We start from the raw sequence: 25,065 nt of genomic DNA, 5'->3' as shown, positions 1-25,065 counted from the left end.
AGCGAAGGGCACACGTACCATACCAGCGAGGGGGAGGCATTTATGTCGCCCCCCACCCCATTGCCACGCCGCTTTTTACGCTTCCATAATCCGCTCCGACTGATATTTAACGGAGCCCATCATGTCCCCCACTCCAAACTCTGCTGCAACGCACAAGAAGACCGCAGCGCCCAAAGCGACTTCAGCCAAAGACGCTTCGAGCACAAAAAAACCAGCCATCAAACGCACCGGATCAGACAGTACTGCGAGCGATGCTACTCCTGAGCAAGTGGTGCGCAAGAAGCGTAGTTCGGCTAAGGAGACGGTGAGCACCGGCACAGAGTCAACGGACGCGAGCTCTCCTGCCAAACCTAGGAAAAGCAAGAAGCCGCCTGCAGAGGACAAATCGATCGTTGATCGCTGGGGTAAAGACCTCACAGCAGCTGGGTGGACAGCTATTCCGAACGTCTTGTTCGAATACTCACAGGAGCTGGGACTGAAGTCACACCATATCGTGATCATCCTCCATCTCGCGGGGTACTGGTGGCGCAAAGGCAATGACCCTTTCCCAAGCAAAGCCACCCTCGCCCGGAAAATCGGCGTTGACTCGCGTACGATACAGCGCGCCATTGCAGAGCTTGAGCGCAAAGGCTACATCGAACGCAACCAGCGCTTCGCGAGCAGCGGCGGCAATCTCAGCAACAGTTATTCGTTCGATGGCCTCATCAAGGAGGCGCGTACCTACGCCAAACAAATGATCGTTGAGCGGGGAGCAAAAGCGGTGGCCACTACCAGGAAGAAGCCAGCGACCTCTAGGGCGAAGCCGTCCCAGTAGCTCATCAACGCCACAGCCTTGGTCGGCTAAGAGGGCTCAACAATGGGCAATAACCAGTATGGTGATGCAGCAGTCGCTCAAGCATTCCGAGCGCTGCTAGATCATGCGACGCGTCTGGAGCAAGCGGGCCTGCGCCTCGATCAAGCTGGTCATGTCGCAGAGTTCACTTACATCCTTACCGCGAAGCAGTTCGATCGAATTCGAAAAATATGCCGCCAACAACAATGGCCCGAACCAAACTGCAGAGGTATCCGCTTCGACCTGGAGTCGATCAAACATCCACTGCTCGCTCGACAGCTAAAAGACGGCTGCACAGCTGATGAGGTGCTTGAGATTCTAACGAGCGCTTACTGCAGCCAGAGCCAGGTTGGACTCAACAAACCTAAGCATGCACAGATGGTGATGTTCAGCGGCGGGCGCAAGGTGCTGGTGGGGAAAACACGCTACCAGGCAGTCGCCGTCATCAAGGTGTGCCAGGAAGGCACTAGAAAGTACTTGGCCCCCGTCACCGCTTTCCACGCGACGGAGGCCAAGGTGCGGAGCATTTCGTGACTACGGAGGAAGGACGGCCTCAGAAGCAAGCCTCCCGCACTGAAGCGGAACAGCCCAAGCGCCTCCGATTTCCCTTCATATGACCCACAGCTAAAGGGCCTACGCAGCACCGCCGACAAATTTTCTGCTGTCTACGTAGTCAACTGGCAATGCTACGGATGATGCCAGTGCAATGCAACGCCTGACCTACCCAACGGCCTTGGCAAGCGAATGAAATTGTGGCGGTTCCGAGGCTCGCGAGACTTGGGACTCTGCAGCGGATAGCGCCGTTGGTTGAGCAATCCCGTAGCTGGACATGCTTGAACCTCATTGCATCGCATCAGGGCGGCACTTGCAGTGCTCGCGATCCGTCGCGTGGATAAACCAACCGTTCGTGTGCGTTGAGAGCTCGCAGCCTCGCTAGTTGACAAACATAGGATTCTGCACAAAAATGCCGGTTGACAGTATTCCATAATTGCACAGTTTTCGAGGTCGTATCGATGCACGAAACTCAGCACCCAAGTCATTTCGCACCCGAGTTACTCCCCAAATACCTGGATCTGGTCTGCCAAGAAGTAATCTCAGTTGCGTATCAGGCGCTGGCTGATGCATCTACGCCAAACGATACCGCATATACCCGCGCGACCTTGCTCTACGGGCGTCTGCAGGGGCTTTGTAAAGCGCTGGGCGCGGATGTGACCTTGCCATGGCTTGAGCTGCGAAACGGCACCATGGATTTCACGATCAGCATCAACGGTGTGTTGCTACAGATCGTCACCGATGACCCAAATGCTCCCAAGAAGCTGCATAGGCTCAAAGCCAATCTGGTCGAGCTGCATCAACTGAACCTCTTCGAGGCCAGCCCCGAGGTTTCCACCTGGAGACTGTTTGTGGATGGGAACAACGATCTCGAATTCCCTGAATTCAAAGCAACGATCGTGGGCTTCGATATTAACCAAAATATCCTTTGCTACTGGACACATGAATACAAGGCCAGCGTGCCAGTCAGAACAAGCGATCTGCCTGCTCAAGTCGAGATCGAGGAACCTTTGATGGTTCGCAGAAACAAAGACGCCGACACGAAAAAACCCGACGAACCTGGCAGCGTAGATGGACGATAGAACACAGCAACTGGCATTAGGCGACGAATTCTCTCCGGACAAGCTGCGCTTGGCGCGCTGCGCGTCCGGTTGGTCGCTTGCAGACATCGGCGACCTGCTTGGAGTTACCCGGCAGTACGCTCACAAACTGGAGGTGAATGGGCTTCCCTCCCCCGTGCAGCTGGAAATGCTGAGCACGGCGCTGGGCGTCACTCATGAGTTCTTTTTTGCCCCCAGACGCAGCTCCGTTGAACTTGAGCAATGCCATTTCCGAAGCGTGCGCGCCTCAACGGTGACAGTGAAAAAATCGATTGCAGCTCAAGTTGAGCTCTTCGAACTGCTGATCGACGAGGTCGACAAAGAAGTCGCGTTTCCGGACATCAGCTTCCGGACTCATGATGAACCAGTAACCAGCGTCGACACCATCGAACAGATCGCCGAGCGTTTCCGTAGAGAGCAGTCGCTGGGGCTTGGCCCCATCTCTAACGTCACCAAGTTGGTCGAAAAAATTGGAGTGCTGGTCGTCAATATCGCTGAAGCGGATGATCGCATCGACGCCTTTTCCCTTCACAACAAGCGCCCACTGATTGTTCGCAATACCGCGAAGCAGAACCCATGCAGGCAACGTTTCGACATCGCCCATGAACTCGGCCACCTAGTGATGCACCAAGGTGTGGAAACGGGCTGCAGACACACGGAAGATCAGGCCAACCAGTTCGCAAGTGCCCTGTTGATGCCCAGGGCAAGCTTTGCAGGAGAATTCCCTGCGATGCGAGGCAGGTATCTCAACTGGCAAGCCTTGGGTGAGCTCAAGCTGAGGTGGAAAGTTAGTTTCAAGGCTCTGATTTATCGGGCTCAGGCTCTGGATCTCATCACCCAAGAGCAGGCCAAATCAGGCTTCACCTACCTAAATCGTAAAGGCTTCACACGGCGGGAAGATCTCGATGAGTTGATCGAGATGGAGTCACCTCGTCTGGTGCAGCGCGCGCTGGACTTGCTGGATCACGCGAGCTGGAGAAAGGCTCTCAAGGCTTGTGGACTTACCCGCGAGATGGTTGAAAGCCGCTTCATGCTCACACCACCTGAGTCACCTTTGAGACTGGTCTGAAGGATCAACGCGGAGGCGGATATGGAGCACAATTTCGAACGACTGCAGGCACATATCCTTCCGCTTTCAATGGCCAAGACTTTCTCAGTGGCGCGGCACGAGTGGGCACTGGTCGGCATCGAGATCAGCGAAGAATTTGATAGCTGCCCCTGCGGGCAGGACATCAAGGAACACTGCTGGATTGAGAACAAGCTGACAGGCCACAAGACCTATGTAGGCAACGTGTGCATCAACCGCTTCCTCGGCATCGACACCGGATCACTGTTTGACGGGTTGAAGCGGATCGCCAAGAACAGCCAGGCCAATGCGAATCTCGACCTCATCATTCACGCCTACAAGCTTGGGTATATCTACGAAAGCGAATATTCATTTTTGATGAGCACTCGGCTCAAACGTAAGCTCAGTGCCAAGCAAATCGCATGGAAAGAAAAGATCAACAGGCGAATTACCAACAGCACCGTTGTACAACGCCGAACGAAGCCGTAAGGGGCTAGGACAGCATGAGGGAGCCCGTATTAACGGCCTCCGCTCCTCTCCCCCTTATTGCGTTACAAGCAAAATTCAAAGCAGCCTGATAGCCCGCCAGCTGTGAGCGAGCATCCAGGAATCAATCCCACAGTCGATTCGCATCAAATTGGAGCCCTGCCGCTTTCATTTCCCTGACCAGCTTCGTGTGCCATCCCTCTGCCGAATCCATCTCGGTGTAGATGACTCCGTAGAGATCCGACGGAATCTCAACACTGCCCTTGCGTAGCAGACACACCTTGCCTCTTCCCAGCTTTCCAGCAAAGTAGCCAAGCTCAAAGATGACGTTCTGGCGGGCGCGAGCATTAGGCTCTGCGGCACTGACCGCGCCACCTAGGTCATCAGGGGTTAAGAGAACGACTGCGAAGCCAACGCCATTCGCGCAAGCTTCGAATTTCTCAATGATCGTTCGCCCCTGATCCACCTGCTCCCTCAACACTATCGCTTCTAGGCCCAGTTTCTCCAAAAAGCGTGCAAGGCCTTGCAGAGCTGCCTCGTCGTGCCCGTGCACTACGAAGACTTCGTTAGAAGGCGCGATCGGAGCTTTAGTCTGTGGAGGCGTGCTGGCGATCAATTGTTGATGATCTACCAAGTCATCACCCAGGGCTTTTTTCGCTTGCTGAAGTAAAGCGATGGCATCACCGACATTGCGCGCTGTCGGAGTGCGATAGTCCACCTGCGATCTAGACGAAACCACCGATGGAGAATAGCGAAGCTTTCCAGCCCCCGAGTAACGCCGGAAAGCAGAAGTATTCTCACCAAAGCAGCGAATCAATGTTTCAGTGATCGCGGTTTCCAGCGCTGTTAATTCCGAGCTCCTGCCCTTGACCAATTTATCGACATCAAACGCCTCTAGATCCCCCAATCGCTCATCCAGCCGTTCAATCCCGAGCTTCATCTGAGCCGGACTGAGCTGAAGCTTAGGAGCATCTGTGTCGGCTGGCGGCGCGTTTCTACCTGCCATTGCAAGCAATCCTTTTTGTGAAAGATGCCACGCTATCACGGCATCTTGCCACCACGCGACCCTAGAGACGTTGATTTTGGGCGCTCAGGATGCCCTGACCGCGGCTGAGGGATGTCGCAGCTTTACCTCCTCTGCTACGCCCTACGCCCCATCAGGTACAGGACTTGAAGGCAAGGAGCGCACTTGCACTCAAAAATTGTGAGTTCAGCTGCGGCTCTTTTTCCGATTTCTGATCCCAGCCCACATCGCTCTACCCAGCGTTAAAGGCTATTTAGCTCCTCTGCCCTGGAGTCGCTGACGCGGCGTGGCTCGCGCGAGGCACAGGTATTGGCCACACGAACACCGCCTAATTAACCTGAGCGACTGCCCTCATCAGGTACACTACCCGCCTTCATTTTTCCCGCATCAATTGAGCAAAGGTAATGGTACAAGACGAGCGGAGCGAGCAGCTCAGCGCAGTGCTGCAAGACATGCAGATCATCGAAATCGCTTGTAGATCTCTGTCGCCGCAATCGCTAGCACAGAAGGCCAGCGAGTTCTTTTTCGACTTTATTGATGATCAGCCAAGCCAGGAGGTATTAGTCGACTTATCAGCTTTACCTCAGAGGCATGCCGCAGCACTCTTCGATGCATTCATGACGCTTTCGCAGGACAGCGGGATTAGGTTCGGGGTCGCGTCTATGGATCGGCTGTCGGACTACGAGGGAACGGGTATTCCAACAGACCTCCATCCATTCCGGCAATTTGCGCGGCACCTCCTGCTCGACATCGCTTTTGAGGATGTGCCCAAAGAGCTCCGCGACTTCAAATTCGGGGCGGATCTGGGTCTGTAGCGGGGCTGAAGGCGCAGCGACAATTTTCGCGGAGGTACCGCTTTAGCCGTTGGCACTACTCCGACTTTCAGTGGAGCGCGAAGTAGCCACCTAGGTCGCTTGGGCAGTCAGCAGCTCGCCGGGGTAGATATGGACTCTGCCCCGACGGACTGGGGAGAGTAGTGATCGGCACGCCCAAGTGCTCAGAAGACACTGCCGCGACTGATCAGCCTCCCGCAGATAACTCTGAGGCTCACGCCCTAGAGACCAGAGATTTCCGGACTTCCCCAAGTATGCAGTTGGAGCCAAGCCCCTTTTGTAGTGCGCAGCAGTTGGCAGTAGTACGCAACTGAGTAGTTGCGTGCTTTGGATTTTGGGCCTACCAAGGGTACTGAATGCCATAAGCAGCAAGGGAAAAACAGGCATGAAAAAAGGGCCAAGATCGCTCAAGGCCCTTATTTCATTGATGTTGGCGGGAAACCAGGGATTCGAACCCTGGGAACGCTCTCACGTTCGCCGGTTTTCAAGACCGGTGCATTCAACCACTCTGCCAATTTCCCGATGCAGATACAGCTGGGGAACGTGTAGTGTGCATCTGGGAACCGCCTAAGATAAGAACTCTAGGATAGTTGCCCATCGACGGTTTTCAAGACCGTTGCCTTAAACCACTCGGCCACGCTTCCAGCTCGTTTTGCGGCCGCCATAATACCGTAATGAAACACGCTGTCAAACTCTCTATGTCGCCGGTTGCAGGAGCTCTGATAGACTCCTAGCATCTGAACGTTCCAAAACCACAGGTTTACCAAGGAGTGTCGCCATGCGCGAACAGGATTATGCCGTACACAGCGGCCAACAGGTCGAGCAGCGCGAGGTCAGCAAGGTCCTGCGCAACACCTACAGCCTGCTGGCACTCACCCTAGCCTTCAGCGGTGTCATGGCTTTCGTTGCCCAGCAGATGCGTGTCGGCTACCCGAACATCTTCGTCGTGCTGATCGGCTTCTACGGCCTGTTCTTCCTCACCAACAAACTGCGTGATTCGGTCTGGGGCCTGGTTTCCACCTTCGCTCTCACCGGCTTCATGGGCTTCATCCTCGGCCCAATCCTCAACCGTTACCTGGGCATGGCCGGTGGCGCTGAGGTGGTCAGCTCGGCCTTCGCCATGACGGCCCTGGTGTTCGGTGGTCTGTCGGCTTATGTGCTGATCTCGCGCAAGGACATGAGCTTCCTCAGCGGTTTCATCACCGCCGGCTTCTTCGTCCTGCTGGGCGCCGTAGTGGCTAGCTTCTTCTTCCAGATCAGCGGCCTGCAACTGGCGATCAGCGCTGGCTTCGTGCTGTTCTCGTCGGTCTGCATCCTGTTCCAGACCAGCGCGATCATCCACGGCGGTGAGCGTAACTACATCATGGCGACCATCAGCCTGTATGTATCGATCTACAACCTGTTTGTCAGCTTGCTGCAACTGTTCGGCATCATGGGTCGCGACGACTGATACCGGTTGCTTGAGCCCGTTGAAAAAGCCCGCTTCGGCGGGCTTTTTTGTGGGTACGTGCAGGCCTGTATCCTGTAGCCCACCCTTTCCGCGCCAGCTGACCTAAAAGTCAGGTTATTACCCGAATGCTCGCCGATCTTGCTGCCATCGTGCGCGCCACTACCGCAATCCCCCTTCACCCCGTAGAATGCGCTCCTTTTTTCTTCCGGGGCAGCTTCACCGATGAGCTCACACGAACACAGCCCGGGCGCGGATGCGCCTGCCAACGAACTGGTGCTTGGCCTCGAGGACAAGCCACGGCTGCTTATCGGCCTGCTGGCGGCGCTGCAGCACCTGCTGGCGATCATCGTGCCGATCGTGACCCCGGGCCTGCTGATTTGCCAGGCGTTGGGTGTTTCGGCGCGTGATACCAACCTGATCGTGTCGATGTCGCTGGTCATCTCGGGTATCGCCACCTTCGTGCAGTGCAAGCGGTTTGGGCCGTTTGGCGCGGGCTTGCTGATCGTGCAGGGCACCAGCTTCAACTTCGTCGGCCCACTGATTGCCGGTGGTGCGCTGATGGTCAAGCAGGGCACCCCCGTCGAAAGCGTGATGGCAGCGATTTTCGGCGTGGTGATCGCCGGCTCGTTCGTCGAGATGGGCGTGTCGCGCATCCTGCCCTTCGTCAAGCGTCTGATCACGCCGTTGGTGACGGGCATTGTGGTGCTGATGATCGGCCTGACCCTGATCAAGGTCGGTTTGATCAGCATGGGCGGCGGCTTTGGCGCCATGGCCAATGGCACCTTCGCCAATGGCGAAAACCTGCTGCTGTCGGGCGTGGTGCTGGCAATCATCGTCATCCTGAACCGCATCCCGGTGGTGTGGATGCGCAGCTGCGCCATCGTCATCGCCCTGGCGGTGGGTTACGCCCTGGCGGGTTACCTCGGCCGGCTGGACTTCACCGGCATGCATGAAGCTGCACTGTTCCAGGTACCGACGCCGCTGCACTTTGGCCTCGGTTTTTCGTGGGCGCTGTTCATCCCGATGCTGGTGATCTACCTGGTGACCTCGCTCGAAGCCATCGGCGACGTTACAGCCACCAGCAAGGTCTCGCGCCAACCGGTCGAAGGCCCGGTGTGGATGCAGCGCATCAAGGGCGGCGTGCTGGTCAACGGCGCCAACTCGCTGCTGGCGGGCCTGTTCAACACCTTCCCCAGCTCGATCTTCGCGCAGAACAACGGCGTGATTCAGCTGACCGGCATCGCCAGCCGTCACATCGGTATCTGGATTGCCGTGATGCTAGTGGTACTGGGCTTGTTCCCGAGTGTTGCCGGCGTGATTCAGGCTGTGCCTGAGCCTGTGCTGGGCGGCGCGGCCATGGTCATGTTCGGTGCCGTGGCCGCTTCGGGCATCAACATTCTGGCCAGCACGCGCCTGGACCGCCGTGCACTGCTGATCATCGCCGTGTCGTTGGCGTTGGGCTTGGGCGTGGCCCAGGTTCCGGAGTTCCTGGCGCACATGCCGGCGGCCATTCGCAACGTACTGGAGTCGGGCGTTGCCACCGGTGGCATCTGCGCCCTGGTGCTGAACTGGTTCCTGCCAGAGAGCAAGGAACACGCCTGATAGCCCCTCCCCGGCCAACCAGCCCGCGCCCACCCGCGCGGGCTTTTTGCTTTATCATGGCCGCATTCCTTTACACGAGTTGCCCATGAAATTCGCTATCGCGGTTTTTTCCCCGGCCCATGCGCCCTCCTCGCGGCGCGCCTTGCGCTACGCCGAGGCGGTGCTGGCCGGCGGGCATGAGATTGCCCGGTTGTTCTTCTATCAGGACGGTGTTCACAGCGCCTCGGCCAACGTGGTCGCGCCCCAGGACGAACAGGACATCGCCGCCCAGTGGCGCGCTTTTGTCGAGCAGCACCAGCTGGACGCCGTGGTGTGCATCGCCGCTGCCTTGCGCCGCGGCGTGCTCGACGAGGCCGAAGCCGGCCGCTACCAGCGCCCGGCGGTGAACCTGCCCAAACCGTGGGAGCTGTCCGGCCTGGGCCAATTGCATGAAGCGGCACAGCTGGCCGACCGCCTGGTCTGCTTTGGAGGCGATTGAAATGGCCAAATCCCTGTTGATCATCAGCCGCCAGGCGCCCTGGACCGGCCCATCTGCCCGCGAAGCGCTGGACATCGCATTGGCCGGCGGCGCTTTCGATCTGCCACTGGGCATGCTGTTCCTCGATGACGGCGTGTTCCAGCTTGCTCCTGATCAGCAACCGGTTGCCGTGCAACAAAAGAATCTGGCCGCCAACCTGCAGGCACTGCCGATGTTCGGTGTGGAGGAGCTGTTCGCTTGCCAGCACAGCCTGGCCCTTCGCGGGCTTGCTGCCGACACCCTGGACCTGCCCGTTGAGGTGCTGGACGACGCGGCCCTGAAGGCACTGATTGCCCGTTTCGACCAAGTGGTGACGCTCTGATGCCGACTTTGCATGTGATATCCCACTCGCCCTTCGGCGATGATCGCTTGGGCAGTTGCCTGCGCCTGCTCGGCGGCGAAGATGCCTTGCTGCTGTGCGGCGATGCGGTTTATGCCCTGCGTGACGGAAGCGAACCACAGCGCCTGCTGCAGGCGGCAGCGCTGGAGCAACGCCTGTTCGCCCTCGACGAAGACCTGCAGGCGCGCAGCGTCAGCAGCGGGCTGGCAAAGACCGTGGACTACCCAGCGTTCGTCGCGTTGTCGTTGCACTATGACAAGGTCAACAGCTGGCTATGAACACCCTGACCGTAGACAACCAGACAATCGCCCTGGACAAGGACGGCTTTCTGGTCGACCTGCAAGACTGGTCCCACGCCGTCGCCGAGGCACTGGCAGCGCGCGAAAGCATTGCCCTGACCGCCGAACACTGGGAAGTGCTTGAACTGCTACGCCAGTTCTATGCGGAATTCCAGCTGTCTCCGGCCACGCGCCCGCTGGTCAAGTACACAGCGCTAAAGCTGGGCCCTGAAAAGGGTAACAGCCCGCACCTCAACCGCCTGTTCAGCGGCACCCCCGCCAAACTTGCCGCCAAGCTGGCGGGCCTGCCCAAGCCGACCAATTGCATATGACAGACGCTCGCCCGCTCACCCTTCAAACCCCGGCCGAACACCCGTTCGCCGAATTCGTGCGCATCCTTGGCAAAGGCAAACGCGGTGCCCGCAGCCTCACCCGTGAGGAAGCCCGAGCCGCCATGGCCCTGCTGCTTGAAGGCAAGGTTGAAGACACCCAGCTCGGTGCCTTCCTCATGCTGCTGCGGCACAAGGAAGAGAGCGCCGAGGAGCTGGCCGGCTTCACCGAGGCCCTGCGCGCCCAACTGCATGCACCACGCATCGCTGTCGACCTGGACTGGCCCAGCTATGCCGGCAAGAAGCGCCACCTGCCCTGGTTCCTGCTGGCCGCCAAATGCCTGGCCACCAACGGCGTGCGCATCCTGATGCACGGTGGTGGCGCCCACACCGCCGGGCGCATGTACACCGAGCAATTGTTGGCCCTGCTGGACATTGCGCTTTGCCGCGATTGGTCTGCTGTCGAGCAAGCACTGGACCAGCAACGCCTGGCGTTTTTCCCGCTGCACGATTGGGCCCCGCAACTGCAGCGCATGATTGACCTGCGCAACATACTTGGCCTGCGCTCCCCCATCCATTCGCTGGCCCGCGTGCTCAACCCGCTGAGCGCCCGCTGCGGCCTGCAGAGCATCTTCCACCCCGGTTACCAGGCCGTACACCGCGAGGCCAGCCGGCTGCTGGGTGACCATGCGGTGGTCATCAAGGGCGATGGCGGCGAAATCGAAGTCAACCCGGATGTCATCAGCCACCTGTACGGCACCAGCGCAGGTGAAAACTGGGACGAAGAGTGGCCGGCGCTGAGTGAGCGGCGCCATGTAAAACCTGCAAGCCTGCAGCCAGAACAACTGCTGGCGGTTTGGCGTGGCGAGGCTCAGGACAGCTATGGGGAAATGGCCGTGGTGGCGACCATGGCCCTGGCGTTGCGCGGCTTGGGGCAGGACCGGGAGCAGGCGTTCGCGACCGCACGCGGCTATTGGGGCGCTCGAAACCAATCGAATAACTAGATCATTTTTGCGCAGTCTTTGCGCTATTTATTCGAACGCTTTGCCCTAGACTGGGCTCCAACGTCAAACAACTTTGTTCCGAGGAGCTCACCATGGGCCTTTTGATCGACGGCCGCTGGCACGACCAGTGGTACGAAAACGGCAAGGATGGCGCCTTCAAGCGCGAGAACGCCCAGCGCCGCAATCAGTTGCCCGCCCCCGAAGCCGGTCGCTACCACCTGTATGTGTCGCTGGCCTGTCCATGGGCTCACCGCACCCTGATCGTGCGTGCGCTCAAAGGCCTGGAGCCGCTGATCGATGTGTCGGTGGTCAGCTGGCTGATGCAGGAAAACGGCTGGACCTTCGACCAGCAACAGGGCTCCACGGGCGATCACCTCGACGCCCTCGAATTCATGCACCAGCGCTACACCCAGGATGACCCGCACTACACAGGCCGCGTGACCGTGCCCGTGCTGTGGGACAAAAAGGAAAAGCGCATCGTCAATAACGAGTCGGCGGAGATCATCCGTATCTTCAACAGCGCCTTCAACGAACTGACAGGCAATACCCTCGACCTGTATCCGCAGCCGCTGCGCCCGACCATCGAAGCGCTCAATGCACGCATCTACCCAGCGGTGAACAATGGTGTTTACCGTGCAGGCTTCGCCACTACGCAAGAAGCCTACGAGGCTGCGTTCGACGAAGTTTTCAACGAGCTGGACTACCTGGAAGCGCTGCTGGACCGCCAACGTTACCTGGCAGGCGAGCACCTGACCGAGGCCGATGTGCGCCTGTTTACCACGCTGGTGCGCTTCGATGCGGTGTATCACGGCCACTTCAAGTGCAACCTGCGCCGGTTGAGCGGCTACCCCAACCTGTCAAACTGGCTGCGTGAGGTGTACCAGTGGCCGGGTGTGGCGCCGACGGTGAACATGGAGCACATCCAGAAGCACTATTACATGAGCCACAAGACCATCAACCCGAACGGAATCGTGCCCAAGGGGCCGCTGCAGGACTTCAACCTGCCGCATGATCGGGAGCGGTTGCCAGGCAAAGGGATCTGGGGCTGAGAAAGTTGGGGCTGCGTTGCAGCCCATCGCCGGCAAGCCGGCTCCCACAGGGTGGTGAGCTGCGCAGTACATGTGGGAGCCGGCTTGCCGGCGATGGGCTGCAAAGCGGCCCCGCTATTACTGGTCTTGCTGCGAACCTTCGAACCAGGCCAGCTTTTCGCGCAACTGCACCACTTCCCCGACAATCACCAGGGTCGGCGCATGCACTTCATGCTCGGCCACCAGTGCTGGCAGGTCGGCCAAGGTGCCAGTGAACACCCGCTGATTGCGCGTAGTCCCCTGCTGCACCAACGCCGCCGGCGTGCTCGATGCACGCCCATGGCGAATCAGCTCGGCGCAAATGGTCGGCAACCCTACCAGGCCCATGTAGAACACCAAGGTCTGGTTCGGCGCCACCAGGTCATTCCAAGGCAGGTTGCTGGTACCGTCCTTGAGGTGGCCGGTCACGAAACGCACCGACTGGGCATAGTCGCGGTGGGTCAGCGGAATGCCGCCGTAGGCAGAGCAACCGCTGGCCGCGGTAATACCGGGCACCACCTGGAACGGGATGCCATGCTCGGCGAGCTCTTCGATCTCTTCGCCACCACGGCCGAAAATGAACGGGTCGCCCCCCTTCAGGCGCAACACGCGCTTACCCTCGCGGGCCAGGTCGACCAGCAGACGGTTGATCTGGTCCTGCGGCACGGCATGCTCGGCGCGGCGTTTGCCGACGTAGATACGTTCGGCATCGCGGCGGCACATTTCAATGATTGCCGGCGCCACCAGGCGGTCATACAGCACCACATCGGCCTGCTGCATCAGGCGCAAGGCACGGAAGGTGAGCAAGTCTGGATCGCCCGGCCCCGCCCCTACCAGATATACCTCACCACCCTGCTGCACCGGCGAACCGTCGACCATGGCCTGCAACAGCCGCTCGGCCTCGGCACCCTGCCCGGCCAATTGACGCTCGGCGATCGGGCCCTGGAACACGGTCTCCCAGAAGCCGCGACGCTGATTGACATCCGGGTACAGCGCCTTGACCTTGTGCCGGAAGCGCGCCGCCAAGGCGGCCAGTTCGCCATAAGTGGACGGGATCCAGGTTTCCAGCTTGGCGCGAATCAGGCGCGCCAGCACCGGGGCGTCACCGCCGCTGGATACCGCAACCACCAGGGGCGAACGGTCGACAATGGCCGGGAAGATCACCGTGCACAGGGCCGGTGCGTCCACCACGTTGACCGGCACGCAAAGCGCCTGCGCATCCGCCGACACCTGGGCATTGAGCCCGGGGTCGTCGGTGGCTGCGATCACCAGGCGGCAGCCGACCAGGTCGGCCGCCTGATAACCACGCACCAGGACCTCACCGCCACCTTCACGGGCCAGCGCAGCCAGTTGGCCGTCGACCTCGGGCGCCACCACCCGCAGCGCGGCGCCAGCATCGGCTAGCAGGCGCGCCTTGCGCAAAGCGATCTCGCCGCCGCCGACGACCAGCACGCGGCCGCCCTGCAGCTTGTGGAACAGCGGCAGGTAATCCATTTAGCGGATGACCTCGACACCGCCCATGTAGGGCTTGAGCACTTCCGGCACACGGATGGAGCCATCGGCCTGCTGGTAGTTTTCCAGCACAGCGACCAGGGTACGGCCTACGGCCAGGCCCGAGCCATTGAGGGTGTGCACCAGCTCCGGCTTGCCGGTTTCCGGGTTGCGCCAGCGGGCCTGCATGCGGCGCGCCTGGAAGTCACCACAGTTGGAGCAGGAGCTGATCTCGCGGTACTTGTCCTGGCTTGGCACCCACACTTCCAGGTCGTAGGTCTTCACGGCGCCGAAGCCCATGTCACCGGTGCACAGGGCCAGTACGCGGTAGGGCAGCTCCAGCAGCTGCAACACGCGCTCGGCGTTGGCGGTGAGGCCTTCCAGGGCTTCCATGGACTTGGACGGCTCGACCACCTGGACCATCTCGACCTTGTCGAACTGGTGCTGGCGGATCATGCCGCGCGTGTCACGGCCCGAAGCGCCAGCCTCACTGCGGAAGCACGGGGTGTGGGCGACCAGCTTGAGCGGCAGCTGCTTGGCGTCGATGATCTCGCCGGCCACCAGGTTGGTCAGCGACACTTCAGCGGTCGGGATCAGGTAGAAGTCGGCTTCGCCTTCGCGGGTGATCTTGAACAGGTCCTCCTCGAATTTCGGCAGCTGGCCGGTGCCCTGCAAGGCCGGAGCCTGGACCAGGTAGGGGGTGTAGTGTTCTTCGTAGCCATGCTCACCGGTGTGCAGGTTGATCATGAACTGTGCCAGGGCACGGTGCAGGCGGGCAATCGGGCCGCGCAGCACGGCAAAGCGGGCGCCCGACAGCTTGGCAGCTGCTTCGAAGTCCAGGCCACCGCTGATCTCGCCCAGGGCGACGTGGTCCTTGATTTCAAAATCGAATGCCCTCGGCGTGCCCCAACGGCGCACTTCGACGTTGTCGTCCTCACTGGCACCGACCGGCACGCTAGCGTCCGGCAGGTTGGGGATGGTCAGGACAATGCCATCCAGTTCGGCCTGGATGCCGTCCAGCTCGACCTTGCCAGCGGCCAGCTCATTGGCCATGCGTTCGACGTCAGCCATCAGCGGCGCGATGTCCTCGCCCTTGGCCTTGGCCTGGCCGATCGATTTGGAGCGGGCGTTACGCTCGGCCTGCAGCTGCTCGGTGCGGGTCTGCACCGCCTTGCGGCGCTCTTCCAGCGATTCGATGCGCGCGACATCCAGGCTGAAGCCACGGGAGGCGAGGCGGTCCGCCACTTCCTGAAGTTGGCCGCGTAACAGTTTGGAATCGAGCATGTCGTTCTCTCGTTATGTGTGTAGGTTGGTTCAGAGTCGGGTCAGGGACAGGCCGGCCCAGGTGGCCAGTAGCCCGCCCATCACGCTAATACCGGTATAGCCCACGGCCAGGGACGCTTGCCCACTTTCCATCAGGCGCACGGTATCGAGCGAAAAAGAGGAAAACGTCGTCAGCCCACCGATGAAGCCGACGATAAGGCCAAAGCGCAGGAACAGCCCATGGAACAGAGCGCTCACGGCTTTCTCCGTTGACGCGGGCTGCTGCGATCAAGGTCGGCCAAGTGACGCAGTTTCTCGCCGATCTTCAGCTCGAGCCCTCGGGGCACGGGCTGATAATACTGGCGTGGCTCGAGCTGATCGGGGAAGTAATCTTCACCCGCAGCATAGGCATCGGGCTCGTCGTGGGCATAGCGGTACTCCTCGCCGTAGCCGAGCTGCTTCATCAGCTTGGTCGGGGCGTTGCGCAGGTGCAGGGGCACCTCCAGCGAGCCGTGCTCGGCGGCTTCGCGCAGGGCAGTCTTGAAGCCCAGGTACACGGCGTTGCTCTTTGGCGCGCAGGCAATATAGGTAATGGCCTGAGCCACCGCCAGCTCGCCCTCAGGGCTGCCCAGACGCTCCTGCACGTCCCAGGCCGCCAGGCACAGGCTCAGGGCCCGCGGGTCGGCGTTGCCGATGTCCTCGCTGGCCATGCGCACCACGCGGCGGGCAATGTACAGCGGGTCGCAGCCGCCATCGAGCATGCGCGCGAACCAGTACAGCGCGGCGTCCGGGTTGGAGCCGCGCACTGACTTGTGCAGGGCGGAAATCTGGTCGTAGAAGGCCTCGCCGCCTTTGTCAAAGCGCCGGCGGCTGTCACCGAGCAAGCTCTGCAGCAGGTCTACGCCAATCTCGCCGCCATCTTCGGCCAGGTCCGAGGCGTTTTCGAGGAAGTTGAGCATGCGCCGGCCATCGCCATCGGCGGCGGCCATGAGCATCTTGAAGGCGTCGTCGCCCACGCTCAGGTTGCGCTTGCCCAGGCCGCGTTCTTCGTTGAGTGCGCGGTCGACCAGCTTGCGCAAGGCAGGCTCGTCCAGGCTCTTGAGCACATACACCCGCGCCCGCGAGAGCAAAGCATTGTTCAGTTCGAAGGACGGGTTCTCGGTGGTGGCGCCGATGAAGATCAGCGTGCCGTCTTCGACAAAGGGCAGGAAGGCATCCTGCTGGGACTTGTTGAAGCGGTGCACCTCATCGACGAACAGGATGGTCCGGCGGCCATACTGGCCGGCCTGCTGCTTGGCCACCTCGACGGCCTGGCGGATTTCCTTGACCCCCGCCAGTACCGCAGAAACCGTCTCGAAGTGCGCATCGCAAAACTGTGCCAGCAGCCGTGCGAGCGTGGTCTTGCCCACGCCCGGCGGCCCCCAGAAGATCATCGAGTGCAGCGCACCCTGCTCAAGCGCCTCACGCAGCGGTTTGCCGCGCGCCAGCAGGTGCTCCTGGCCGACATACTCGTCCAGGTTGGACGGGCGTAGCCGGGCAGCCAGGGGCTGGGCAACGGGTTCGCTTCGAAACAGGTCCATGGTGCGCTCTGCTTACTCCTTGATGACGTCCGCGCCTTTCGGGATGTCGAACTTGAAGGTGCTGTCCGGCACCGCCTGGTTGGCCTTGACGCCATTGAACAGGATGTTGGTGCGCTGGCCGACGCTGTCGATCAGTTGCATGTCGTTGATCAGGCCACGGCGGAACGACACGCGCAGCGAATCGAACAGGGTGTCCTTGGTCGTTGGCTTGAGGGTGAAGTCCATCACTTCGCCCTGCTCCTTGGAGGTGATGTCGAAGCTCTGGCTGATCTTCGACACATCACCGGACAGCAGCAGCGCCGGGGTCTGGTTCAGGCGCACATCGAGCTTCTTGATGGTGGCCTGCTCCAGGTCAGGGTCCCACAGGGTGACGTTCTTGCCGTCGGACACCACCACCTGCTCCTGGGGAGCATCGGTGTGCCAGTAGAACAGGCCCGGGCGCTTGACCGTCATCTTGCCGGTTGTCTCCTGCAGGCTGGTGCCGCCGGCATCCAGGGTCAGTTGGGAGAAATTGGCCTCGATGGTCTGCGACTTTTCCAGCAACTGGGTCAGGCGCTGCACGTCCTGCTCACCAGCGTGAGCCGACAGTGTGGCCGATAACGAACCCAGGGTCAGGGCAGAAACCAACAGCATGCGAATCGCGCGCATGTTAATCCTCATTGAGCATTGAAGAAGCCGGGCGCCACCGTCGGCGCCCGGCAAGGTGTTCATCAGTCGCGCGGGCCGCCCGGGGCAATCACTTCCCGCGAGCCGTTGCTGTTCATGGGGGTGACCACGCCGGCCATTTCCATCGCCTCGATCATGCGCGCAGCGCGGTTGTAGCCGATCTTGAGCTTGCGCTGCACGGCCGAAATCGACGCCCGACGGCTTTCGAGGACGAATTGCACCGCCTCATCATACAGCGCGTCGCTTTCCGAATCCTCGTCGCCGCCACCGCCACCACCGCCTTCGAAGCCGCTGCCGGCCTCCTCGACGCCGTTGAGGATGTCGTCGTTGTAGTCCGGGGCGCCACGCAGCTTCCAGGCTTCCACCACGCGGTGCACTTCATCGTCGGAGACGAATGCGCCGTGTACCCGGATCGGCAGGCTGGTACCTGGCGGCATGTAGAGCATGTCACCGTGGCCGAGCAACTGCTCGGCGCCACCTTGGTCGATGATGGTGCGCGAGTCGATCTTGCTCGACACCTGGAATGCCATGCGGGTCGGGATGTTGGCCTTGATCAGGCCAGTGATCACGTCCACCGATGGGCGCTGGGTGGCGAGGATCAGGTGAATACCGGCGGCCCGCGCCTTCTGGGCGATACGGGCGATCAGCTCTTCGACCTTCTTGCCGACGATCATCATCATGTCGGCGAATTCGTCGACCACCACCACGATGGTCGGCAGGGTCTTCAGGGCCGGCGGCTCGTCTTCCATGCTCTCGCGGCGGAACAGCGGATCGTGGATGATCTCGCCAGCCTCCTGGGCATCCTTGATCTTGCGGTTGAAGCCGGCCAGGTTACGCACGCCCATGGCCGCCATCAGTTTGTAACGCCGCTCCATCTCGGCCACGCTCCAGCGCAGCGCGTTGGCGGCGTCCTTCATGTCGGTGACCACCGGGCACAGCAGGTGCGGGATGCCTTCGTAGATCGACAGCTCGAGCATCTTTGGGTCGATCATGATCAGGCGCGCGTCTTCAGGGCCGGACTTGAACAGGATCGACAGGATCATCGCGTTCACACCCACCGACTTACCGGAGCCGGTGGTACCGGCTACCAGCAGGTGTGGCATCTTGGCCAGGTCGGTGATGACCGGCTTGCCGCCGATGTCATGGCCCAGGGCCAGGGTGACGGGCGACTTCTGCTCGTCGTACTGCGGCGTCGACAGCACCTCGGAGAAGCGCACCATCTGCCGATTTTCGTTGGGGATCTCGATACCCACGGTGGTCTTGCCGGGTATGACCTCGACCACCCGCACACTGGTCACGGCCAGCGACCGCGCAAGGTCCTTGGCCAGGTTGGCGATGCGGCTGACCTTGACCCCGGCCGCAGGCTGGATTTCGTAGCGGGTAATGACCGGGCCCGGGTGGATGGAGTCCACCGAGACTTCAACGCCGAATTCCTTGAGTTTGATTTCCAGCAACTGACCGACGCCGGCCAGTGATTCTGGCGAATACTCGATCTTCTTCTGCTCGGCCGGGTCGAGGATGGAGATGGACGGCAAGGTGCCTTCCACGGCGCTGTCGACGAACAGCGGCGCCTGCTTTTCCTTCATCACCCGCTTGCTCGGCTCCACTGCCTTGGCCGGCGCTGCCGGCGGCATGATCACAGGGGCAATCGAGGGTTCACGAGGGACAACAGTCTCGCGCGGGGCAATGGGTTCGCGCTGGGCTACGACAGGGCGCGCGGGCGGCTCATCGCGCTCACCGATGCGCTCGCGCAGTTGCGCCTTGGCCGGTTCGCGTTTATCGGCAGCCGCCGGCGCCGCGTCGAACCTTGGTTCGTCCACCTCGCGCAGCTGCGCCTCCAGGCGTTTGCGCTCGTTGCGCGCCTCCCACCAGCGATTGGCCGCGCCTTGCACGAGCTCGAACAGGTCGAGGGTGATCTTGCCGGTCATGTCCATCACCTTGAACCACGAGAGGTCGGTGAACACGGTCAGGCCGAACAGGAACAGGGCGATGAACATCAGTGTGCTGCCCTGCACGTTGAGCAGGTTGCGCGCCAGGTCGCCGAGGCTTTCGCCCAAGGCACCACCGGCGGAGAACGGCAGGCTCGCCGGGGGGTGGAAATGGATATGCGCCAGTGCGGCACCCGACAGCACCAGGAACACCAGGCCGATGAGGCGCCAGGAGAACAACCAGCCGCTCCACTGCCAGGGTTGATGGCGCTCGCGGAAGATCTGCCAGGTTTTTATGGCCAGCAGTAACGGGAAGATGTAGGCGAAGTAGCCCAGCACCATGAACATGATGTCGGCGAAGTACGCACCGGCACGCCCGGCAGCGTTCTGCACCTGGTCGACGTTGCTGGTGTGGCTGAAGCCTGGGTCGGAGGTATCGTAGGTCAGCAGCGCCATCCACAAGTACAGGCACAGGGCGCCGACAGCGATCAACGCACCTTCCTTGAGGCGGTAATGCAGCTGCTGCCGCCACAGGGGCACAGGCAGAGGAGCTGGAGTTGCGGTGGATTTCTTCAAAACGCGTCTATTCCTGCGCGTGCTGCGCGTCCAGTAGTGATTGGCCGATAACGGGCCAATGAACCACTACTTTTAACATTACTGCCCGCCGGCCGCCATGGCGGCACGCCCTATGGCGTTTGGGTGGGGGCGACTTTCGTATAGGTGCAATTTGAGCATGCATTTTCTTTTGTGACAAAGGCTTATGCTGTGTTTTTGCACAGGTGTGACAGCAAATGTGCCAGATGGTGCCTGCAACCTCACGATTGTGTAGGAAATTGCCGACCATATCGCCTGACTGAACGCACACGCAGGCAGGCCTGGCCCCACATGGGCCAGCATTGACCCAAAGCGCCCTCCTTGCCATGCTGCCCCTCCCCTCCCCCACCGCACGATAGACCATGCTCACCTGGCTGACTCGCGACTCGCTGACCTTCCCACCCCTGGAAAAGGCCCTGCAGGATCCTAACGGCTTGCTCGCCGCTGGTGGCGACCTCAGCCCCGAGCGCCTGGTGCAGGCCTATCGCCATGGCTGCTTCCCGTGGTACCAGGACGGCCAACCCATCCTCTGGTGGTCGCCCGACCCTCGCACCGTTCTGTTCCCGGACGAGCTGCATGTCTCGCGCTCGCTGGCCAAGCTGTTGCGCCAGGGGCGCTATCAGGTCAGCTTCGACAGCGACTTCCCCGCCGTGATCGACGCCTGCGCGGCACCGCGTGACTACGCGGATGGCACCTGGATCACCGACACCATGCGCAACGCCTACTGCGAGCTGCACCGGCGCGGTATCGCCCATTCGGTGGAGGTGCGCCACAACGGCGAACTGGTGGGCGGCCTGTACGGCCTGGCCATGGGGCGGTTGTTTTTCGGCGAGTCGATGTTCAGCCGCGCCGACAATGCTTCCAAGGTCGGCTTCGTGACCCTGGTCAAGCACCTGCAAGAGGCGGGCTTTGTGCTGATCGACTGCCAGATGCCGACCGAACACCTGCATAGCCTGGGCGCCCGCGCCATCAGCCGCGCCAGCTTCGCCGATTACCTGGCCCACCACCTCGACCAGCCCAACAGTGCCAGCTGGCGCAGCTAGGCGAGTTCCGAGAGCTGGCTTACACTTAAAGCAAAGTCTCACCGAAGGGGTCGACCATGACAGAGTTGGCGCGGTTGAAGTTCTATGCCACTCAGCCCCACTCCTGCAGCTATCTGCCGAACGAGCAGGCGACCACCCTGTTCCTCGACCCCAGCCAGCCGATGGACGTGCATGTGTATGCCGACCTTTCGGAGATGGGCTTTCGGCGCAGTGGCGACCACCTGTACCGCCCACATTGCCAGAACTGCAATGCCTGCGTTCCAGCCCGCATTCCGGCCGCACGCTTCATCCCCAACCGCCAGCAGCGGCGCATCCTCAAGCGCAATGCCGACCTCACCGTGACGGCTGCCCGGCCGGCGTTCAAGGAAGAATATTTCGACCTGTACCGGCGCTACATCGAAACCCGCCATGCCGATGGCGACATGTACCCGCCAAGCCGCGATCAGTTTTCCACCTTTCTGGTGCGCGACTTGCCGTTCTGCTGGTTCTACGAATTCCGCCTGGCAGGCCGCCTGCTGGCGGTGGCGGTGTGCGACCTGCTGCCCAACGGGCTGTCAGCGGTGTACACGTTCTACGAGCCCGACGAAGAACGGCGCAGCCTGGGGCGCTTTGCCATCCTTTGGCAAATCACCGAAGCCCTGCGCCAGGACCTCGAAGCGGTATACCTCGGCTACTGGATCAAGAACTGCAAGAAGATGAACTACAAGACCCAGTATCGCCCGATCGAACTGCTGATCAACCAGCGTTGGGTCACCCTCAACTGAAAGCATTGGCTTGACACACTATTTTCCGGCATAATCCACGCCACTTTTTTGCCCGGTGCGGTTATGCGTCGGGCCAACACTGGACACCGAGGGCTCAACTGCATGTCGAAAGAAGACAGCTTCGAAATGGAAGGTACTGTCGTCGACACCCTGCCCAACACCATGTTCCGCGTGGAGTTGGAAAACGGGCACGTCGTAACCGCGCACATCTCCGGAAAGATGCGCAAGAACTACATCCGTATTCTCACTGGCGACAAGGTCCGCGTCGAGCTGACGCCTTATGACCTGAGCAAGGGCCGCATCACCTACCGTGCGCGCTAAGCTCCAGCCATGAAAAAGCCCGGCCATGTGCCGGGCTTTTTTGTACCCTAAAATTGCTTGGGGCCGCAAAGCGGCCCCTTGCGTCACGCTACTTCTGCCGTAGTCTCGAAGTCGAACACCAACTCGCCATCGCGCAGGTCGATGTGCACCACACCGCCATGCTCGGCCAGCTCGCCAAACAGGATCTCCTCGGCCAGCGGCCGCTTGATCTTGTCCTGGATAAGCCGCGCCATCGGCCGCGCACCCATCTGCACGTCGTAGCCAGAAGCCGCCAGCCAGCCGCGGGCGGCATCGCTGACTTCAAGCAGCACACGCTTGTCTTCCAGCTGCGCCTGAAGCTCGATGAGGAACTTGTCGACGATGCTCTTGATCGTCTCGTGACTCAGGCGGCCGAACTGGATGATTGTGTCCAGACGGTTGCGGAACTCCGGCGTGAAGCTCTTGCGAATGACTTCCATCGCATCGGACGCATGGTCCTGATGGGTGAAACCGATGGAAGCGCGTGCCGCAGTTTCAGCGCCGGCATTGGTGGTCATGATCAGGATCACGTTGCGGAAGTCCGCTTTGCGCCCGTTGTTGTCGGTAAGCGTACCGTGGTCCATCACCTGCAGCAGCAAGTTGAAGACTTCGGGGTGCGCCTTCTCGATTTCATCGAGCAGCAGCACGCAATGCGGCTGCTTGGTGATCGCCTCGGTCAGCAGGCCACCCTGGTCGAACCCGACATACCCGGGAGGAGCGCCGATCAGGCGTGACACAGTGTGCCGCTCCATGTACTCGGACATGTCGAAGCGCACCAGCTCAACGCCCAGCGCCTTGGCCAACTGGCGTGCCGCTTCGGTCTTGCCCACCCCGGTAGGGCCGGCGAACAGGAACGAGCCGACCGGCTTGTCCGGTGCCTTGAGGCCTGCACGGGACAGCTTGATTGCCGTAGCCAGCGAATCGATCGCCTGGTCCTGACCGAACACGGTCAGTTTCAGGTCACGCTCCAGGTTACGCAGCAGCTCCTTGTCGGAGCTGGTGACGTGCTTCGGCGGAATCCGCGCGATCTTGGCCACGATATCCTCGACTTGCGGCACATCGATACGCTTGACCCGATTCGCCTCAGGCTGCAGGCGCTGATACGCACCGGCCTCGTCGATCACGTCGATGGCCTTGTCCGGCATGTGGCGGTCATTGATGTAGCGTGATGCCAGCTCAGCGGCGGCGCGCAGGGCTTCATCGCTGTACTCGATGTTGTGATGGCTTTCAAAGCGCCCCTTGAGGCCGCGCAGAATGCCCACAGTGTCCTCGACGGACGGCTCGCTGACATCCACCTTCTGGAAGCGCCGCGCCAAGGCACGGTCCTTCTCGAAGATGCCGCGAAACTCCTGGAAGGTCGTCGAACCAATGCAGCGAATCTCGCCGGAAGACAGCAGCGGCTTGAGCAGGTTGGACGCGTCCATCACGCCGCCCGACGCAGCACCGGCACCAATGATGGTGTGGATTTCGTCAATGAACAGGATGGCCTGTGGGCGTTTGCGCAGCTCACCGAGCAACGCCTTGAAGCGCTTCTCGAAGTCGCCGCGGTACTTGGTACCCGCCAGCAGTGCGCCAAGGTCGAGGGAATACACCACGCTCTGCGACAGCAGGTCGGGCACCTGGCCATCGACGATGCGTTTGGCCAGGCCTTCGGCGATGGCAGTTTTGCCCACACCAGCCTCACCGACCAACAGCGGGTTGTTCTTGCGCCGACGGGCAAGGATCTGCGCCACGCGCTCGACTTCCTGCTCGCGCCCTACCAGCGGGTCGATCCGCCCAGCGCGGGCCAGTTCATTCAGGTTGCTGGCGTAAGCATCCAGCGGGTTACTCGAGGACGACGTCTCGCCGCCCTCCTCGTCCTGCATTTCCGGGTCGCTGTCGCTGTGCGAGCCGTGGCCCGGCACCTTGGAAATGCCGTGGGCAATGTAGTTGACCACGTCGATACGGGCCACGCTCTGCTGCTTGAGCAGGAACACGGCCTGGCTTTCCTGTTCGCTGAAAATCGCCACCAGCACATTGGCACCGGTGACTTCGCGCTTGCCAGAGCTTTGCACGTGGAACACGGCACGCTGGAGCACACGCTGGAAGCCCAGGGTCGGCTGGGTTTCGCGATCCTCGTCGTTGACGGGAATCAGGGGAGTGGTGGAATCGATGAACTCTTGCAGGTCATGCTTGAGTTTGTCGAGATTGGCGCCACAGGCGCGCAGAACGGTCGCAGCAGCCTCATTGTCAAGGAGTGCCAGCAGCAGATGCTCGACGGTCATGAACTCATGACGCTTCGAACGAGCCTCCTTGAAGGCAAGATTGAGGGTGACTTCGAGCTCGCGGTTTAACATAGCTTCACCTCATACCCAAGTGGTCGGCGATTAACCGTCCTTCTCGATTTCACAGAGTAGCGGATGCTGGCTTTCCCTGGCGTATTGGTTGACCTGCATGGCCTTTGTTTCGGCGATGTCCCGGGTAAACAATCCGCACACTGCCCGCCCTTCGGTATGGACGGTCAGCATGATCTTGGTCGCCAGCTCGCGGTTCAGACTGAAGAACGTTTCGAGCACTTCGACGACGAAATCCATCGGCGTGTAGTCATCGTTGAACAAAACCACCTTGTACATCGGTGGCGCCTGCAGGATCGGCTTGGCTTCCTGTACCGCAAGCCCTGAGCCGTCGTCCTCATTCGATTGCGGGCGATCCTGATTGAATGTTAGTCGAATCTCGCTACGTGCATGCATGGAAAGAATTTCATCATGATCGACAGGTTAAGGTTGTGAGTTGACCGCTCAAGCCGCAGCCCGCGCGAAGACGGGGCGACCTTGACTATCGGCAAAACGGTGTTACAACCAATAAGAACCCACCGTGGTCGATAAAGATCCGCGCAGTCAACCAGATTTTTCGCAAGGTTCGTATGCGGATGAAGTGG

General features: G+C 60.7%; 25 protein-coding genes, 2 tRNA genes and 1 pseudogene. 17 read left to right on the top strand and 11 right to left on the bottom strand.

Annotated features, from left to right (window positions below; all coding sequences use genetic code 11):
* The first annotated feature begins 121 nt into the window (after window positions 1-121).
* The 5 genes from EGJ09_RS12290 to EGJ09_RS12270 all read left to right on the top strand — a co-directional run bounded on the left by EGJ09_RS12290 (window position 122) and on the right by EGJ09_RS12270 (window position 4,039).
* Window positions 122-814, top strand: a complete 693-nt coding sequence (locus EGJ09_RS12290) for a helix-turn-helix domain-containing protein (protein WP_125923923.1) — start codon at window positions 122-124, stop codon at window positions 812-814.
* A 42-nt stretch (window positions 815-856) separates the two neighbouring features.
* Complete coding sequence (locus EGJ09_RS12285; protein WP_125923922.1) at window positions 857-1,366, top strand: hypothetical protein; 510 nt, start codon at window positions 857-859, stop codon at window positions 1,364-1,366.
* A 479-nt stretch (window positions 1,367-1,845) separates the two neighbouring features.
* Window positions 1,846-2,466 (top strand): hypothetical protein, encoded by a 621-nt coding sequence (locus EGJ09_RS12280; protein ID WP_125923921.1) that lies wholly within the window; start codon window positions 1,846-1,848, stop codon window positions 2,464-2,466.
* Entirely contained in the window at window positions 2,456-3,553 is a 1,098-nt protein-coding gene (locus EGJ09_RS12275) for an XRE family transcriptional regulator (protein WP_125923920.1), read from the top strand. Before EGJ09_RS12280 ends, EGJ09_RS12275 begins: the two co-directional genes overlap by 11 nt.
* A gap of 21 nt (window positions 3,554-3,574) precedes the next feature.
* Complete coding sequence (locus EGJ09_RS12270; protein WP_125923919.1) at window positions 3,575-4,039, top strand: hypothetical protein; 465 nt, start codon at window positions 3,575-3,577, stop codon at window positions 4,037-4,039.
* 121 nt (window positions 4,040-4,160) lie between these two features.
* Here the strand turns inward: EGJ09_RS12270 and EGJ09_RS12265 are convergent, their stop codons facing one another.
* Window positions 4,161-5,042, bottom strand: coding sequence for a TIR domain-containing protein (locus tag EGJ09_RS12265; RefSeq protein ID WP_125923918.1), 882 nt, complete (start codon window positions 5,040-5,042; stop codon window positions 4,161-4,163).
* A 422-nt stretch (window positions 5,043-5,464) separates the two neighbouring features.
* Here EGJ09_RS12265 and EGJ09_RS12260 point away from each other — a divergent pair, with 422 nt between their 5' ends.
* Window positions 5,465-5,875: a hypothetical protein gene (locus EGJ09_RS12260; protein ID WP_125923917.1), complete on the top strand. Its 411-nt coding sequence runs from the start codon at window positions 5,465-5,467 to the stop codon at window positions 5,873-5,875.
* A 449-nt stretch (window positions 5,876-6,324) separates the two neighbouring features.
* Here EGJ09_RS12260 and EGJ09_RS12255 read toward each other — a convergent pair.
* Window positions 6,325-6,414: transfer RNA gene (locus tag EGJ09_RS12255), tRNA-Ser, on the bottom strand.
* A 37-nt stretch (window positions 6,415-6,451) separates the two neighbouring features.
* Window positions 6,452-6,537 (bottom strand) — tRNA-Ser (locus EGJ09_RS26440).
* Between the two features lie 134 nt (window positions 6,538-6,671).
* Between EGJ09_RS26440 and EGJ09_RS12250 the strand changes: the two genes are divergently transcribed.
* The 8 genes from EGJ09_RS12250 (at window position 6,672) to EGJ09_RS12210 (ending at window position 12,462) form a co-directional block, all read left to right on the top strand.
* A complete protein-coding gene (locus EGJ09_RS12250; RefSeq protein WP_012315235.1) occupies window positions 6,672-7,343 on the top strand; it encodes a Bax inhibitor-1/YccA family protein in 672 nt (223 codons plus the stop codon).
* Between the two features lie 222 nt (window positions 7,344-7,565).
* Window positions 7,566-8,945 carry a nucleobase:cation symporter-2 family protein gene (locus EGJ09_RS12240; RefSeq protein WP_046788253.1) on the top strand — a complete coding sequence of 460 codons (1,380 nt, stop codon included), beginning with the start codon at window positions 7,566-7,568 and terminating at the stop codon, window positions 8,943-8,945.
* 85 nt (window positions 8,946-9,030) lie between these two features.
* Window positions 9,031-9,423: a sulfurtransferase complex subunit TusD gene (gene tusD, locus EGJ09_RS12235; protein WP_046788254.1), complete on the top strand. Its 393-nt coding sequence runs from the start codon at window positions 9,031-9,033 to the stop codon at window positions 9,421-9,423.
* Window position 9,424: 1 nt separating this feature from the next.
* Window positions 9,425-9,784 (top strand): sulfurtransferase complex subunit TusC, encoded by a 360-nt coding sequence (tusC, locus tag EGJ09_RS12230; protein ID WP_046788255.1) that lies wholly within the window; start codon window positions 9,425-9,427, stop codon window positions 9,782-9,784.
* Entirely contained in the window at window positions 9,784-10,080 is a 297-nt protein-coding gene (gene tusB, locus EGJ09_RS12225; protein ID WP_119687450.1) for a sulfurtransferase complex subunit TusB, read from the top strand. The genes tusC and tusB overlap by 1 nt, the downstream gene beginning before the upstream one ends.
* Window positions 10,077-10,412, top strand: a complete 336-nt coding sequence (locus tag EGJ09_RS12220; RefSeq protein ID WP_125923915.1) for a TusE/DsrC/DsvC family sulfur relay protein — start codon at window positions 10,077-10,079, stop codon at window positions 10,410-10,412. The genes tusB and EGJ09_RS12220 overlap by 4 nt, the downstream gene beginning before the upstream one ends.
* Entirely contained in the window at window positions 10,409-11,413 is a 1,005-nt protein-coding gene (locus EGJ09_RS12215) for a glycosyl transferase family protein (protein ID WP_125923914.1), read from the top strand. The genes EGJ09_RS12220 and EGJ09_RS12215 overlap by 4 nt, the downstream gene beginning before the upstream one ends.
* Before the next feature lie 92 nt (window positions 11,414-11,505).
* Complete coding sequence (locus EGJ09_RS12210; RefSeq protein WP_125923913.1) at window positions 11,506-12,462, top strand: glutathione S-transferase family protein; 957 nt, start codon at window positions 11,506-11,508, stop codon at window positions 12,460-12,462.
* 117 nt (window positions 12,463-12,579) lie between these two features.
* Here EGJ09_RS12210 and cysG read toward each other — a convergent pair whose 3' ends face one another.
* From cysG to EGJ09_RS12180, 6 genes and pseudogenes are all read right to left on the bottom strand, one after another.
* A complete protein-coding gene (gene cysG, locus EGJ09_RS12205) occupies window positions 12,580-13,974 on the bottom strand; it encodes a siroheme synthase CysG (RefSeq protein WP_125923912.1) in 1,395 nt (464 codons plus the stop codon).
* Window positions 13,975-15,255 (bottom strand): serine--tRNA ligase, encoded by a 1,281-nt coding sequence (serS, locus tag EGJ09_RS12200; protein ID WP_046788260.1) that lies wholly within the window; start codon window positions 15,253-15,255, stop codon window positions 13,975-13,977. It lies immediately after the preceding gene.
* Window positions 15,256-15,285: 30 nt separating this feature from the next.
* A pseudogene (locus tag EGJ09_RS12195) lies at window positions 15,286-15,465 on the bottom strand (CrcB family protein); the annotation flags it as partial.
* A gap of 23 nt (window positions 15,466-15,488) precedes the next feature.
* On the bottom strand, window positions 15,489-16,814 hold the full coding sequence (locus EGJ09_RS12190; RefSeq protein WP_125923911.1) for a replication-associated recombination protein A: 1,326 nt from the start codon (window positions 16,812-16,814) through the stop codon (window positions 15,489-15,491).
* Between the two features lie 12 nt (window positions 16,815-16,826).
* Window positions 16,827-17,462: an outer membrane lipoprotein chaperone LolA gene (gene lolA, locus EGJ09_RS12185; protein WP_012315247.1), complete on the bottom strand. Its 636-nt coding sequence runs from the start codon at window positions 17,460-17,462 to the stop codon at window positions 16,827-16,829.
* 62 nt (window positions 17,463-17,524) lie between these two features.
* Entirely contained in the window at window positions 17,525-20,044 is a 2,520-nt protein-coding gene (locus EGJ09_RS12180) for a DNA translocase FtsK 4TM domain-containing protein (RefSeq protein WP_371928080.1), read from the bottom strand.
* Between the two features lie 320 nt (window positions 20,045-20,364).
* On the opposite strand from EGJ09_RS12180, the gene aat reads away from it, so the two are divergent.
* From aat to infA, 3 genes are all read left to right on the top strand, one after another.
* The gene (gene aat, locus EGJ09_RS12175) at window positions 20,365-21,045 is read left to right on the top strand and encodes a leucyl/phenylalanyl-tRNA--protein transferase (protein WP_125923910.1); all 681 of its coding nucleotides are present in this window, start codon (window positions 20,365-20,367) and stop codon (window positions 21,043-21,045) included.
* A 56-nt stretch (window positions 21,046-21,101) separates the two neighbouring features.
* Window positions 21,102-21,809 carry an arginyltransferase gene (locus EGJ09_RS12170; RefSeq protein ID WP_046788264.1) on the top strand — a complete coding sequence of 236 codons (708 nt, stop codon included), beginning with the start codon at window positions 21,102-21,104 and terminating at the stop codon, window positions 21,807-21,809.
* 102 nt (window positions 21,810-21,911) lie between these two features.
* Entirely contained in the window at window positions 21,912-22,130 is a 219-nt protein-coding gene (infA, locus tag EGJ09_RS12165; RefSeq protein ID WP_002553999.1) for a translation initiation factor IF-1, read from the top strand.
* A gap of 83 nt (window positions 22,131-22,213) precedes the next feature.
* Here infA and clpA read toward each other — a convergent pair whose 3' ends face one another.
* Entirely contained in the window at window positions 22,214-24,484 is a 2,271-nt protein-coding gene (gene clpA / locus EGJ09_RS12160) for an ATP-dependent Clp protease ATP-binding subunit ClpA (protein ID WP_046788265.1), read from the bottom strand.
* A 30-nt stretch (window positions 24,485-24,514) separates the two neighbouring features.
* Entirely contained in the window at window positions 24,515-24,877 is a 363-nt protein-coding gene (gene clpS / locus EGJ09_RS12155) for an ATP-dependent Clp protease adapter ClpS (RefSeq protein ID WP_012315251.1), read from the bottom strand.
* Window positions 24,878-25,065: the final 188 nt, after the last annotated feature.

This window comes from Pseudomonas sp. p106 (genome assembly GCF_003936645.1).
GTDB classification, from domain to species: Bacteria; Pseudomonadota; Gammaproteobacteria; order Pseudomonadales; family Pseudomonadaceae; genus Aquipseudomonas; species Aquipseudomonas putida_E.
Note: the sequence above shows the minus strand (reverse complement) of the source record. Positions and strands in the feature narration are given on the sequence as shown.

Bases quoted from the DNA above. Each gene is read 5' to 3' on its own strand.
- EGJ09_RS12290 (WP_125923923.1), top strand. From the start codon at position 122: ATGTCCCCCACTCCAAACTCTGCTGCAACGCACAAGAAGACCGCAGCG.
- EGJ09_RS12285 (WP_125923922.1), top strand. From the start codon at position 857: ATGGGCAATAACCAGTATGGTGATGCAGCAGTCGCTCAAGCATTCCGA.
- EGJ09_RS12280 (WP_125923921.1), top strand. From the start codon at position 1,846: ATGCACGAAACTCAGCACCCAAGTCATTTCGCACCCGAGTTACTCCCC.
- EGJ09_RS12275 (WP_125923920.1), top strand. From the start codon at position 2,456: ATGGACGATAGAACACAGCAACTGGCATTAGGCGACGAATTCTCTCCG.
- EGJ09_RS12270 (WP_125923919.1), top strand. From the start codon at position 3,575: ATGGAGCACAATTTCGAACGACTGCAGGCACATATCCTTCCGCTTTCA.
- EGJ09_RS12265 (WP_125923918.1), bottom strand. From the start codon at position 5,042: ATGGCAGGTAGAAACGCGCCGCCAGCCGACACAGATGCTCCTAAGCTT.
- EGJ09_RS12260 (WP_125923917.1), top strand. From the start codon at position 5,465: ATGGTACAAGACGAGCGGAGCGAGCAGCTCAGCGCAGTGCTGCAAGAC.
- EGJ09_RS12250 (WP_012315235.1), top strand. From the start codon at position 6,672: ATGCGCGAACAGGATTATGCCGTACACAGCGGCCAACAGGTCGAGCAG.
- EGJ09_RS12240 (WP_046788253.1), top strand. From the start codon at position 7,566: ATGAGCTCACACGAACACAGCCCGGGCGCGGATGCGCCTGCCAACGAA.
- tusD (WP_046788254.1), top strand. From the start codon at position 9,031: ATGAAATTCGCTATCGCGGTTTTTTCCCCGGCCCATGCGCCCTCCTCG.
- tusC (WP_046788255.1), top strand. From the start codon at position 9,425: ATGGCCAAATCCCTGTTGATCATCAGCCGCCAGGCGCCCTGGACCGGC.
- tusB (WP_119687450.1), top strand. From the start codon at position 9,784: ATGCCGACTTTGCATGTGATATCCCACTCGCCCTTCGGCGATGATCGC.
- EGJ09_RS12220 (WP_125923915.1), top strand. From the start codon at position 10,077: ATGAACACCCTGACCGTAGACAACCAGACAATCGCCCTGGACAAGGAC.
- EGJ09_RS12215 (WP_125923914.1), top strand. From the start codon at position 10,409: ATGACAGACGCTCGCCCGCTCACCCTTCAAACCCCGGCCGAACACCCG.
- EGJ09_RS12210 (WP_125923913.1), top strand. From the start codon at position 11,506: ATGGGCCTTTTGATCGACGGCCGCTGGCACGACCAGTGGTACGAAAAC.
- cysG (WP_125923912.1), bottom strand. From the start codon at position 13,974: ATGGATTACCTGCCGCTGTTCCACAAGCTGCAGGGCGGCCGCGTGCTG.
- serS (WP_046788260.1), bottom strand. From the start codon at position 15,255: ATGCTCGATTCCAAACTGTTACGCGGCCAACTTCAGGAAGTGGCGGAC.
- EGJ09_RS12190 (WP_125923911.1), bottom strand. From the start codon at position 16,814: ATGGACCTGTTTCGAAGCGAACCCGTTGCCCAGCCCCTGGCTGCCCGG.
- lolA (WP_012315247.1), bottom strand. From the start codon at position 17,462: ATGCGCGCGATTCGCATGCTGTTGGTTTCTGCCCTGACCCTGGGTTCG.
- aat (WP_125923910.1), top strand. From the start codon at position 20,365: ATGCTCACCTGGCTGACTCGCGACTCGCTGACCTTCCCACCCCTGGAA.
- EGJ09_RS12170 (WP_046788264.1), top strand. From the start codon at position 21,102: ATGACAGAGTTGGCGCGGTTGAAGTTCTATGCCACTCAGCCCCACTCC.
- infA (WP_002553999.1), top strand. From the start codon at position 21,912: ATGTCGAAAGAAGACAGCTTCGAAATGGAAGGTACTGTCGTCGACACC.
- clpA (WP_046788265.1), bottom strand. From the start codon at position 24,484: ATGTTAAACCGCGAGCTCGAAGTCACCCTCAATCTTGCCTTCAAGGAG.
- clpS (WP_012315251.1), bottom strand. From the start codon at position 24,877: ATGCATGCACGTAGCGAGATTCGACTAACATTCAATCAGGATCGCCCG.